This window comes from Microbacterium pratiae (assembly GCF_047302165.1).
Lineage (GTDB): Bacteria > Actinomycetota > Actinomycetes > Actinomycetales > Microbacteriaceae > Microbacterium.
Genome location: NZ_CP154843.1, coordinates 123,566 through 136,720 on the forward strand (window position 1 = coordinate 123,566; position 13,155 = coordinate 136,720).

Consider the following 13,155-nt stretch of genomic DNA (forward strand, 5'->3'; position numbering starts at 1 on the left):
GCCATCGGCGACAACGGTTTCGCCGCGCTCGTCGCGAGGCACATCTACCGTTACAGGCCGCGCCACGCGCGGGAGACGTCAGACGCTCGGCTTAGTCCTTCGACGAGGGAATTCGTCCTCGGACTAGTACCCGGACGGCCATTCACGGCAGGCGCAGGGGAACCTTCGGGTCGAGGATGCCGAGCTCGCGAGCCACTTCGCAGGCGGCACGGCGCGACGTCACCCCGAGCTTGCGGTAGATCGACTGCAGCTGAGCTTTCACCGTCGACGGCGAGACGAACAGGGCCGCAGCGGCGTCACGGGTGCTCCCGTGCCTGTCGACCGCCGTGAGGACGACCTTCTCGCGGTCGGTGAGCGGCACCGCGACCGGCCGGGCGGCCGCACGAGCCCGGCCCGGCGTCTTGAGGTAGCGCTGCAGCACCAGCGCATTCCGCTGGGCAGCGAAGTCGCCCAGCGCGAGCCGATCGCGCGGATGCAGCAGTGCGACGTGCATCCGCGCGCCGTAGTGGTCGGATACGAGAGCAGCGGCTCCGAGCCAGGCCCAGGCGCGCTCCTCGTCGCCCACCCGGAGAGCCGCGATCGCGCCGGATGTCTGCAGCTCGGCGCGTGAACGGATCGTGTGCCCGGGCAGCGCGAGCTCGAGCTCCGCCTGCTCGAACGCGGCGGCGTCACGGCGCTCGGCCAGCAACCACATCACGCGCGCGTGCGACAGCATGGGGCTGTCGTCGGGCTGCGACTCGAGTGCCTCGGCGGCCCGCCGGTGATCGCCTGCCGCGAGCCAGGCCAGCGCGAGCGCGGCGTGCAGCTGCTGACTCGCGACGTTCTCACCCATCCCGGGCAGGTCGCCCCGCTCGAGCTCGGCCCACACCCGCTCCGCCTCGGCCGCCGCGAACCCTTTGCCGTGCCAGACGGCGAGGCTCGTCGCGGTGGCGAGCGGCCAGCATTCGGACTGCGATGCCGTCGGCGCGAGCTTGAGATGCCTCGTCGCGCCCCGGAAGTCGAGCGCGTCCAAGCTGATCCAGGTCTCAGCGATGGCCGCGAGACCGATCGCCAGCACCGGCCGCGGGGCGTCGACGGGCCACGCCGTGCGATCGAGGGTCGCCAGCATCGCCCGCGCCCGCACCGTGTCGCCCGCCGGAGCGGTCATGGCCGCGGCGAGCGCGGTCGACGAGTTCCGAGACGCCGGCTTCGAGCCGGCCGCCGCCGACCGTGTCGCCGCGGTCATCGCTTCGGACAGGCGTCCTCCCTGCCAGAGCGACAGGCTCAGCTGCCGCAGCATGGCCCCGAGGTGCTCCCCGAACCTCGACGCGGTCTCGGGCTCGATCCGGGAGACCAGCTCGAGCGCGTCCAGGCTCAGATCGTTCGACGCGCGCCAGTCTCCGCGGAGCCGAAGGGCCGTCGCGCGGACGCTCATCATCGTCGGCTCGTCGAGCTCCGGCGCGAAGTACGTGGGATACGAGGGGGTGTCGATCACCGTCTCGAAGACGCCCGCGGCCTCGGGCCACCGCAGCGGACTGGCCGACAGCGCGAGTGCCAGACCGAACGCCAGCATCGGATGCCGCGGAAGGACCTCACGCGGCACGCGCTGCAGCACGGGCAGCAACGTATCGCTCGGGTGGCTGTCGGCGCTCGACGCGGCGAGGTGCGCGAGCACGCGATCGGCGAGCGCCCAGTCCTCGCCCTCGACGGCCAGCTCGAGGGCATGGGCGAGGGCGGTGCCGCCGTCGAGCATCGCCTGCGCCGCAGCGACGCACATGCGCCGGTAGCGGTCGCCGTCGCGCTGAGCGCGCGCACGGAACGCATCCTTGACGGTCTCGACGTACTGGAACACGCGCCCGCCGGAGGCGTAGGGGATCCATCGACCGAAGCCGTCTCGCTCCAGCGTCGTCAGCAGCGCCTCGGCATCCGGGTCTCCGGTCAGCCGGCTGGCGAGAGCGGCGTCGACGAAGGGGAGCACGGCGGTGTCGGTGACGAACTCCACCGTCTCGGGATCGCCGAGCGAAGACGCGATCCGGTCGGCCATGACACCGTTCCACTCGCTGGAGTCGAGACGAGGGATGTGACCGACCTGCGAGATCGCCTGGACGGCCGCGCGCACGGTGAGCGCCAGCCCGCCCGTCGCCGCGACCACCTGGCGAGCGACCCGCTCGTCGGTGATGCCCGCCTGCTCGCGCAGCAGCGTGCCGACCTCACCGGCCGTGAAGGCCAGCTCGCCGCGGGAGATGACGCGGGTGATGCCGTCGTCGAGTGCGGCCACCGACAGGGCCGTCTCGCCGCGCGTCGTGACGATGACTCGCAGCATCGGATACGCGGCGAGCAGACGCAGGAGATCGTGGTCGACCCGCTCCGTCAGCTCGCCGAGCCGCTCGTAAGCGTCGAGCACGAGCACGACCGGGTGATCGGCGGGGATGAGGCGACGGGCCGTGTCGATCAGCGCATCGGCACCGGCGACGGTCTCGGCCGACAGCCTCCCGGGCCGCCCCGCAGCGACGATCACCCGGTGCCACAGCATCCGAGTGCTGGTGATGCCCGAGGGCACCGAGACCCGCACGACACCGCGGGGCTGTTCGGCCCGCAGCATCCACGACCGGACGAGCGTCGTCTTACCCGCTCCGCTCGGCCCCTGGATGACGCAGAGCCGGACCAGCGGCGACTCGAGCACGCGCGTCAACCGAGGACGGTCGGACACACCGGTGGCCGAGTCGAACCCCGCTCCCCCCGCCGAGATCCGATTCATCCCTGCACCTCGATTCGTCACCGAAACGAGAAGCCTAGGAAATGAACCTATGCGTGAGCGGGATCAGACCGATCCCGGCGCCCGGAGCGCGACCGTTCGGCGCGATGAGTCGCTCGACGAGCGGGATCTGCGCGGTAGGGACGGCGACTCGGCTGCGCAGCATCGCGATGCCGACGAGCGCGATGAATCCCGAGAGCAGCTTGTCGATGACCGACGTGAGGATGTTGGCCGAGAACGCTGCCGCGACGACGGGCAGACCGAGCCCTGCGATCGACGAGGTCACGTTGTCGGACCCGTGCCCGGAGTATCCGCCGAACATCAGCACCCCCAGTGGAGCGCCCACGAGCGAACAGGCCACCGCGACGAGGAGGGTGAGGTTGACGTAGCGGAAGAGGTCGGCCCCCATACCGAACCGGCGGATGCCGTATCCCCACACGAGTGCTCCCGCGACGTTGACGAGCGCGAAGGGGGCGGCACCCGGGGCTCCCACGACGAACCCGAACACGTTCGTGCTGAGCCCCACGACGACGCCCGCCCAGGGGCCGAAGACCATCGCCGCCACCGCGGTGCCGGCCATGTCGAGGTAGATGGGAAGGTGCAGCAGCTGCACCGTCGACATCCCGATGAAGTTGACGATCAGGCACCCGAGCATGATCAGCGCCTGCGTCCGGCGCGACACGAGCGGATGCGGGGCGGTCAACGGAGACGTCGCCTGCCGCGGTGCCCCGGTCGCGGGACGCGGACGGGGCGCCGCTGCGACGCGGGGACCGACATCATCGGTCCGGCGGGTGCGCTGGTACCGGAGAACCCAGCGGTCGGCTTCGTCGGCGTCGGCGCCGAGGGCGAGCACGATATCGCGCAGCAGCCCGACATCGACCCGGGCACGCCCCGGCCGGAACGCGTCGTACACGGTCGTCCTCGGCGGCTGCGCGGCCGCCGGGTTCATACCGCGCTCGACCCGGAGCTGCGCGATGCGGCGAACCAACTCGGCGTACGACACCGGCCCTGCGGCATCCTTCAGCGCCAGCAGATCCCCCGCGATCGCGTCGAGCGAATCGGGCTCGCCGAATCGCATCTCGTCGTCCTGCACGTGCACTCCCAGCCCTCGAACGGATGCATGTCGCAAACCGCATACGTGCCGAGAACCCCTCGCCCGGCGGCGTTCACTCTATCGATGACCGCGGACCGGAGTGTTCGGGATTGTTCGCGAACACGCGTTGCTGCCCGAACAGCCCATGTCGCCGGGCAACCGATGCCACCGTGAGATCGACGGCTCGCCACCTGGGGCGCGGGCCGCGATTCGCTCTCGATGAGGACTTATGAAGAAGAGACATCCCTCCCTCGCCGCGGCTTCGGCCGCCCTGATCGCGGCGACGCTCGTCGTCGCCGGCTTGGCGCTGCCGGCCCATGCCGACGAGTCGGCCGGAGGCGTCGATCCGGCAGGGTCGGCCGCGACGGAGTCTGCCACGACGGAAGCTGCGGTGGTGGCTGCCGCCACCGAGTCGACCGCGGCGGAGTCTGCGGCCACCGAGTCTGCCGCCACCGAGCCTGCCGCCACCGAGTCTGCCGCGACGGAAGCTGCGGCAACGGAAGCTGCGGCAACGGAAGCTGCCGCGACGGAGGCTGCGGTGGTGGCTGCCGAGCCCGCACCGAAGCCTGCTGAGACCGCGGCGGTCAGTACGGCACCCGGCTACGTGAATGACGACGGGTCCGGTGCTGGCAACGATGACGACGACAGTGTCGCCGATCTGCCGCCGCAGACGGGAGTCACGATCAGCATCCGGGTCGATGGCGCCGAGATCGGCGTCGGCCCGATCGGCGAGCGCGGACCGATCGAGCGATACGAGCTCATCGTCCGTCCCATGGACGGCGGCGAGCCGATCACGCGGACCTCGACGACCCGGACCGTCTTCGTCCTGACCGGATTGAAGCCAGGCACGTACGAGATCGAGGCGAGCCTGCACAACAGTCACGGCTCGACGGGCACCCGCAACATCTGGTTCGCGGTGCCGGAGGTACCCGGCGAGCCGACGGTGACGATCCGTGACAGCAGCCCCACGGCGCTGCTCGGCGAGATCTGGGCCGCCCCGCTGCAGAACCCGTTCCCGGAGGGGGTGTGGCCGTTCTATCTGCCCACCACCTACACCGCGACCCTCACGGGCGGTGGCCGCACCGAAACGCGCGAGGTCGACGACGTCCAGGGTCTCGGACGCTTCGGGTTCACCGATCTCGACCCCTCGACGACATACACGCTGACGGTCGTCGCTCAGAACGTCGCGGGGCAGAGCGCGCCCGTCTCGGTCCAGGCATCCACGAGTCCCGTCACCGGACCGGCCGCGCCCGATCCCGACGCGCTGACCGGCGACAACCGCGGCGGGGTCGTCGTGGACGGCGCATCCGTCCCCGGCACCACGGTGACGGCGAACGTCGGACGCGATCTGGCGGGTATGGCGATCCACGGGTGGCTGTTCTCCGAGCCGCGCTACCTCGGCGTGGCCACGGTCACGGCAGATGGCATCGCGACGTTCGCCCTTCCCTCCGACATCCCCGCGGGCGCCCACCGCCTCGCACTCACCACGGACGACGGCACCACCCTCGGCTGGAGCCCCGTCGAGGTGCGCGCCGCAGACGTGACCACCCCGCCCGCGACGGGCGGCCCGGACTCCGGCGCCGGAACGGGCGGGTCCGGAACGGGCGGGTCCGAAACGGGCGGCTCGTCGTCCGAGGCCGACGGTGGAGACGGAGCGGCCCCCGCGGCGAGCGCCGTCGCGACGCGGGCTGAACAGCGCTCTCTCGCGGCGACGGGCGGAACCGCACCGTGGGGCATCGCGATGTGGGCGGCCGCATTGCTCGCGGTCGGGGCGCTGGCGATGACGAGACGACGCGTCACCGACTGACGCTGTATTCGAAGGACGACGCGCGGGGCACCGGCCATGGGGGGCGGTGCCCCGCGCGTCGTCTCGTCACGCGCGGCGGGCGGTCTGAGGTCGTTTCTACGCGCTCGCCACCGTCTCATCCGCCCGTCGACGCGCGATCAGCAGCGCGCCCAGGACGAGCAGGAGCGCTCCCCCGACGCCGCCTGCGATCCACGGCGTGGCCCCGGTGACCGCGAGCCCCGGCGGGACGACGGTCGTGGTGGTGCCGCAGTCGCCGTCTGTCGACGCCGCACCGCAGTTGGCCCCGGAACCGTCGGGCGTCACCACCACGTTGCGGATCTCCCCCGTGGAACGGAGCGTGACGGAGTACGTCACGGTGACGCTCTCTCCGACCCCGACAGCGCCTGCCCACGACAGCACCGGACGCTTGTACTCGGCACCGCCGGTGGCGTCGCCGTTGTACGTGCCCACGGCCAGCGACGACGTCAGGTCGTCGGTGAACGACGCAGGACGCTCATCGGTGTAGGCGACCTGGCCGGTGTTCGTCACCGTGATCGTGAAGGTGACCCGGTCTCCGATCGCCGCTCGCGTGGTCGAGACGTCCTTCACGACGCGGTAGCTCGCGATCGGCGTCTCCGTCACGCAGCCGCCCTCGACGGAGCAACCGCCGCCGGGACCGTCCCCTGCGACCGTGTTCCGCAGATCGCCGTCGCCGGTCGCCGGCTGGTTGACCGTCACCGAATACGTGATGCTCACGGTCTCGCCGACCTCGAGCGGCCCGTCCCACGTCAACGTCGTTCCCGACAGCTGAGCGCCGGACGTCGCGTCGTCGTTGTACGTGGCGTCATCGAGCACACCCGACAGGTCGTCCGTGATCGTCGCCGGGGCGTCCGTCGTGTACGGGACCTTGCCGATGTTCTCGACCGTCACGGTGTAGGTGACGACCCCGCCGAGCACGACATCCTGCACGTTCGCCGTCTTCGCGACGACGTACGACGCGACGGGCGTGTCGGTGATGCACTCGCCGTCGACGCACTCTCCACCGGGTGAAGACGGGGCGACGACGTTGCGGAGATCGAAGTCTCCGCTGATCGGGTCGTCCACGGTCACCGAGTACGTCACCTGCAGCGTCTCGCCCACGGCGAGAGGGCCGGACCAGGTGAGCGTGTCGTCGGACACCGAGCCGCCGACGGAGACGTCGCCGTTGTAGGTCGCGTCATCGAGCACGCGCGAGAGGTCGTCGGTGAACGAAGCCGGGTTCTCGTCCGTGTACGCGACCTCGCCCGTGTTGGTCACGGTGACGGTGTACGTGACGGTGTCTCCTGGGAGGGCCTCACTCGAGGATGCCGCCTTGGCGACCGAGTACGACGCTGCAGGGACGTTCGCGACGCACGCCGGGTCCGTCGATCCCTCGACGCAGTTGGCTCCCGAGTCCGGCGGAGTGACCACGGTGTTGTCGAGACGACGGTCGCCGGCGGCCGGGTCGTTCACGGTCACCGAGTAGGTGACCGTGACCGTCTGGCCGACATCGAGCGCGCCCGCCCAGCTGAGCCGCGGCTCGTCGTATGTCACGCCGGCGCCGGAGGTGCTCGCCGCGTCGACGTTGTACGTCGCGTCGTCGAGGACTGCCGAGAGGTCGTCGGAGAAGGACGCCGGAGCATCCGCCGTGTACGCGACCTGTCCGGTGTTGGTGACCTCGACGGTGTACTGCACCACGTCGCCCGGGACGACCACGGTCGAGGTCGTCGACTTCACCACGCGGTAGGAGCCGACCGGCGTGCTCGTTTCGCACGCGCCGTCGCAGCTTCCGCCGGGGCCTTCCGGGGTCACCGCGTTCCGGAGGACGAAGTCGCCGGTGACCGGGTCGTCGACCGTGACCGAGTAGGTGACGGTGATCGTCTGGCCGACGGCCAGCGCGCCCGACCAGGTGAGGGTGCTGCCGCTGACCGTGGCGCCGTTCGAGGCATCGTCGTTGTAGACGGCGTCGTCGAGCACGCCCGCGAGGTCATCCTCGAACGCAGCGGGCGCTTCGTCGGTGTACGCGACCTCGCCGGTGTTGGTGACGGTCACGGTGTAGGTGACCACTCCCCCCGGGCGCACGGTCTCCGAGTCCGCAGCCTTCGCCACGGTGTACGAGGCGACCGGCGTCTGCGTCGTGCACTCGGCGTCGGGGTCGCAGCTCCCGCCGGGCGCCGACGGCACCACGGCGTTGACCAGGTTCTTGTCGCCGGAGAGGGGGTCGTTGACGGTCACCGAGTAGGTGACCGTCGCCGTCTCGCCGACGGCCAACGGGCCCGACCAGGTCAGCCTGTCGTCCGCGACGGAACCGCCGGAAGAGACATCGCCGTTGTAGGTCGCATCGTCCAAGACACCCGTCAGGTCGTCTTCGAAGGAGGCGGGGGCCGCGTCCGTGTAGTCGACCTGTCCGGTGTTCGTGACGGTCACGGTGTAGGTGACGACGCCGCCGGCCATCACCGTGGCGGTGTCGGCGGTCTTCGCGACCGTGAACGACGACACCGGGGTGGTCGTTCCGCACTCACCCGTCGCGCATTCGCCCGTCGGTCCGGTCGGCACGACGACATTGCGGAGAACCGAGTCGCCCGTGGACGGGCTGTTCACGGTCACCGAGTAGGTCACGGTCGTGCTGCCGCCCGCCGGGAGCGGACCCGCCCACGTCAACGTGTCGCCGTCGACCGCGCCGCCCTCGGAGACGTCGCCGTTGTAGGTCGCGTCATCCAGGACTCCCGAGAGGTCGTCCTCGAACGACGCGGGGTCGGCGTCGGTGTAGTCCACGGCGCCGACGTTCGTGACCGTGACCGTGTAGGTCACGACCGTTCCCGGGGTGGCGGTCTCCGTGTCGGACGACTTCTCGACCGTGTAGCCCTGGATGGGGGTGAGCGTGCACTCCTCGGTCGCCGGGTCGCACGGACCGGCCGGGGGCGTGCCGGGCGGAACGAGGAAGTTCGCAGCGACGTTGTTGCCCCGGTCGCCGACCGCGTTCACGACGGCGGTGTACGTGACCTCGGCGGTGGCGCCGGCGGCGAGTGTGCCACGGATCGCGAGGATGCCGCCGTCCGGACCGTCGACCGTGACAGACGGGGTGTCGGACTCCGGTGCCCCGGTCAGGGTCGCGTCGTCGAGCACGTCGCTGAGGTCGTCGTCGCGGAGCACATCGACCGTGGTCGCACCGGTGTTGGTCACCACGATGGTGTAGGTCAGCTCGGTGCCCGTACGCACCGGGCTCTCCGATGCCTCCACCGACTTCGTGTAGGTCACGCCCGTGATGGGAGTCGTCGTGCAGTTCGGCGCCTCATCGTCGGCCGGAACGCATTCGCCGTTCGCCGGAGGGGTCTCGCCGGGGTCCAGCAGGAAGTTCGATGCGACACTGTCGCCGCGCTCGCCATCAGGCCGCACGGTCACCGTGTAGGTGACGGTCGAGGTCTGTCCGGCCGGCACCGATCCCGTGATCGAGATCCGCGCCCCGTCACGTGCGACCGTCAGGCCGGCCGATCCGGTCGGCTCGGTCGTGACCGCGGCGTCGTCCAGGACGTAGGTGAGGTCGTCGATCGCATCGACCGAGGCCGGGGCCTGGCCGTCGTTGTCGAAGAAGAGGGTGTACGTGATGGTGGAACCGGCCACGACGGGATCCGCCGACGCCTCGGCCGTCTTCCACTGCGTCAGCAGCGCACCGGGCACCTGCACCCGGTCGCAGCGCTGCGCCCCGGGAGCCGTCGCGTCCTGCGGAACGCATGCGACGTTGCGGAGGACCTGGTCGCCCTGACCGGTGTAGGTCACCGAGTAGGTGATCGTGGCTTCCTCGCCCGCGGCGAGAGCACCGCTCCACGTGAGCGTGTTGCCGTCGCGCGTCGCCGTACCGGTGCTCGCGTTCAGCGACGCGTCGTCGAAGGTCGCGTCGTCCAGCACCTCGCTGAGGTCGTCGGACGCTGTTGCGGGCGCCGCGAGGGTGTAGGCGCCCGGGCCGGCGTTACGGACCACGATCGTGTAGGTCGCCTGGTCGCCGATCGCGGGGAGCTCGGAGGTGTCGACGGACTTGTCGATGGTCAGCCGGGGAAGGTCGAAGTCTTCGACGGCACACGGCTGACCGGTCGCATCGTCGACGCCGCCGGTCGCCGGGTCGCATGTGGGCGGCGTCGTGACGCCGGGGTCGTTCGGCACCCAGGTCACGTTGCGGACCTCGCCGTCGCCACCACCGCGCAACGTCGCGCTGTACGAGATCTCGACGGACTCGCCGACACCGAGGGCGCCGGACCAGGAGATCAACGGCGACTGGTACCCCAGAGTTCCCTCGCGGGAAGCGGTCGCGTCATCGTTGTACGCGGCATCGTCCAGCACGCCCGACAGGTCGTCGAAGACGACGGCCGGGTTGTCTGCGGTGTAGGCACCGGCTCCCGTGTTGGTCGCGGTCACCGTGTAGGTCACGACATCGCCCGGACGCGAATCGGCCGTGGCATCGGAGGTCTTCTCGACCGACAGCGCCAGCGCGCACGACTCGGCGCTGTCCTCGTTGTTCGCACTGTTCGGGTCGGCCTCGTTGCCCGACACCGACGCCGTGTTCACGACGCACGCGGGCGGGTTCACATCCGTGTCCGCCTCGATCGTGAACGTATCCGACTCGCCGACAGCGAGTCGGGGGCCGCTCACGGTGATCGTGTCACCGGACACGGAGGACGAGACGTCGCCGGTCACGCTCGGATTGCTGAGTCCCGCGGGCAGGTTGTCGGTGACGGTCCATCCGCTCGAGACGCCCGCGCCGTTGTTGGTCACCGTGACCTCGTAGCTGATGCGGTCACCCGACGTGAAGGTCGCAGGCCCGGTCTTCTCGATGGACAGGTCGGCGGGAAGCCCGGGGATCGCGGTGCCGTCGTTGCCGCTCGCCGTCGGGCCGGCGACCAGAGGCAGCACGGTGATCGTCGGTGAGTCGGAACCCGGATCGGTGATGCGGATCTGCGCGATGCGGCCGCTGCCGTTGTTCGAGAATCCCAGGTTGCCGTTGCCGAACTTCCACGCGGCTCCCCACGCTCCGCCGAGGTTTCCGGGGATGACGGCGGGGAATCGTCGGACGGATCCGTCTGCGGGATTGATCCTGATGAGCGTTCCCGCAGGCTGGGAGGCGTTGTAGTCGACTGCCCACAGAAAACCACCGAGGAACTCCATGTCGGCGATGGTGTAGTTCGTCGCGTCGATCGAGAAAGCAGGCTGGATGACGCCGGCAGTGGTCGTCTTATATACGATTCGCGAGTTCCCCGGAGTCCCATTCGTCGTATAGAGAAGGCCGTCGCTCGGGTTGAATGCGCCGACCCACTGAGGGGTCGGATACGTCGCCGTCCCGACCCGCGTGACCACGCCCTGCTGACCGACTCGCACGACGGCGTTCGCCGGGATCTGCCCGATGGCCGAGATGCTCGCACCGTAGATGTAGTTGTTGTTGGTGTTGAAGCTGATCGCGTTGTACGTGCCGGAACTGACCGGCGCGCCTTCGGGCGTGAAGGCGTAGGCGCCGTCACCGGAGGTCTGCGACCGGTACAGGCCTGTCGGTGACCCGGTCTGGGACTGCGCGACGAAGACGGTCGGCGAGCTCGGGTCGAAGGGATCTCCCGCGGCCGCATACGCGGGAGACGCTGTCGCCACGTTGAGTCCCACGAACGACGCGACGGCCAAGCTTCCGACGGCGACGACGGCGAGAGACCGCCGCAGTCGTCCGTGTGCCTGGATACCGCGTGCTTTCGGCCGAATTCGCTTCGTCGACATAACTCTCCCCGCCTTGTTCCGGGATCACCCCAGAACCGCCTCGATCGGCATATGGGGTCGAGCCTAGTAGGAAAAGGGAGGAAATATGGGTCGCGGGCGGGAATATCGTTGTAAATTACGTAAGACGTAAATAGACCCGGCAATCACATGACGCCGCTCCGCGAATCGGTCCCGTAGCGACGTTCTCAGGTGCCGCAGAAGGTCTGGTAGCCGGCCGCGAAGTCCGGACCGGCCGGCTCGGCGTACCGCTCCGCGCCCGCGCGCTCGGTGAAGGGGGCCGACAGGACGGTGGTCAGCCAGCCGAGCGGCTCGAGGTTCCCGTCGGTCGCCGCGGCGAGCGCCTCCTCCACGAGGTGGTTCCGCGGAACGTAGATCGGGTTCGCGGCATCCATCACCTCGGGGGCGGGCTCGTGGGCACGCCACCGGTCCAGCCAGCCGGCCAGCGCCGGGTCTCCGCCGAGAGCCGCCTCGAGAGCGGCGGCGTCGCCGCGCGCGGCATCCGACAACGACCGGAACGTCGAGGTGTAGTCGGCGCGCGTCCGCCCGAGCATCTCGTGGAAGTCGCCCGCGAGCGCCTCGACCTCGACGTCCGACACCGCGCTACCTGACACCGCGCTACCCGACACCGCAGCATCGGGCACGAGACCCAGCTTGCGCCGCATCCCCGCCGCGCGCGCTTCGGCGAACCGGGGCCGGAACTCGGCGAGCACTCCCTGGGCCTTCTCGACGGCGCGCTCGAGGTCGTCGTCGAACAGCGGCAGCATCGCCTCCGCGAGCCGGGCGAGGTTCCACTCGGCGATGTACGGCTGATTGCCGTACGCATAGCGCCCGCCCGTGTCGATCGAGCTGTACACGGTCGCCGGATCGTACGCATCGAGGAACGCGCACGGGCCGTAGTCGATCGTCTCGCCCGAGAGCGTCATGTTGTCGGTGTTCATCACGCCGTGGATGAAGCCGACCAGCATCCACCGGGCCACGAGATCGGCCTGCGTCCGCACGACGGCGCGGAAGAGCGCGAGCGCGGGCACCTCGTCGTCCGCCGCCTCGGGGTGATGCCGCGCGATCGCATAGTCGACGACGGAACGCAGCACGGCGATGTCACCCGTCCCCCGCGCGAACTCGACGCTCCCCACCCGCAGGTGACTCGAGGCGGTCCGCACCAGGACGGCCCCCGGCAGCGCCGTCTCGCGCAGCACCTCACGGCCGGTCGCGACCACGGCGAGCGAACGCGTCGTCGGGATGCCGAGCGCGTGCATCGCCTCGCTCATGACGTACTCACGCAGCATCGGGCCGACCGCCGCGAGCCCGTCACCGGCCCGCGCGAACGGAGTCGGTCCCGAGCCCTTGAGGTGCAGGTCGCGCAGCGTGCCGTCGGGCGCGGTCAGCTCGCCGAGCAACAGAGCACGCCCGTCGCCCAGACGCGGTGAGAACCCGCCGAACTGGTGACCGGCATACGCCTGCGCGACCGGCTGGGCTCCCGCGGGCAGCGCAGCGCCCACGAGGAGGGCGACGCCCGCGGGGCTGCGCAGGAAGCCGGGGTCCAGGCCGAGCTCGACGGCGAGACCCTCGTTGACGACGAGCAGCTGCGGAGCAGGCGCGGGATCCGCTGCCCACGGGCGCGCGAGCGCCGGCAACGCGTCGGCGAAGTCGTGCGACAGCGAGAGCGATTGCGACGGCGAGAGCGACGGCATGTTCCGAGGCTACGCGCGCCGCATCCGCCGAGGGCCGGACGGCGGACACCGGATGACACACACTCCTGTTTACGTGTCTGAC

Annotated in this window: 5 protein-coding genes; 1 reads left to right on the top strand and 4 read right to left on the bottom strand. The window is 70.3% G+C overall.

Annotation, left to right across the window (positions count from 1 at the left end; all coding sequences use genetic code 11):
* Positions 1–142: 142 nt before the first annotated feature.
* Both AA0Y20_RS00520 and AA0Y20_RS00525 read right to left on the bottom strand, forming a co-directional pair.
* Entirely contained in the window at positions 143–2,737 is a 2,595-nt protein-coding gene (locus tag AA0Y20_RS00520; RefSeq protein ID WP_412936553.1) for a LuxR C-terminal-related transcriptional regulator, read from the bottom strand.
* Positions 2,738–2,771: 34 nt separating this feature from the next.
* Positions 2,772–3,827, bottom strand: a complete 1,056-nt coding sequence (locus AA0Y20_RS00525) for an ECF transporter S component (RefSeq protein WP_412936555.1) — start codon at positions 3,825–3,827, stop codon at positions 2,772–2,774.
* Positions 3,828–4,056: 229 nt separating this feature from the next.
* Between AA0Y20_RS00525 and AA0Y20_RS00530 the strand changes: the two genes are divergently transcribed.
* Positions 4,057–5,634, top strand: a complete 1,578-nt coding sequence (locus AA0Y20_RS00530; RefSeq protein ID WP_412936557.1) for a hypothetical protein — start codon at positions 4,057–4,059, stop codon at positions 5,632–5,634.
* A 96-nt stretch (positions 5,635–5,730) separates the two neighbouring features.
* On the opposite strand, the gene AA0Y20_RS00535 is transcribed toward AA0Y20_RS00530, so the two are convergent.
* A complete protein-coding gene (locus AA0Y20_RS00535; RefSeq protein WP_412936559.1) occupies positions 5,731–11,382 on the bottom strand; it encodes a DUF6923 family protein in 5,652 nt (1,883 codons plus the stop codon).
* 185 nt (positions 11,383–11,567) lie between these two features.
* A complete protein-coding gene (locus tag AA0Y20_RS00540; protein ID WP_412936561.1) occupies positions 11,568–13,073 on the bottom strand; it encodes a protein adenylyltransferase SelO in 1,506 nt (501 codons plus the stop codon).
* Positions 13,074–13,155: the final 82 nt, after the last annotated feature.

Excerpts from the sequence above, each read along its gene's own strand:
- AA0Y20_RS00520 (WP_412936553.1), bottom strand. The coding sequence starts at position 2,737 with ATGAATCGGATCTCGGCGGGGGGAGCGGGGTTCGACTCGGCCACCGGT.
- AA0Y20_RS00530 (WP_412936557.1), top strand. The coding sequence starts at position 4,057 with ATGAAGAAGAGACATCCCTCCCTCGCCGCGGCTTCGGCCGCCCTGATC.
- AA0Y20_RS00535 (WP_412936559.1), bottom strand. The coding sequence starts at position 11,382 with ATGTCGACGAAGCGAATTCGGCCGAAAGCACGCGGTATCCAGGCACAC.
- AA0Y20_RS00540 (WP_412936561.1), bottom strand. The coding sequence starts at position 13,073 with ATGCCGTCGCTCTCGCCGTCGCAATCGCTCTCGCTGTCGCACGACTTC.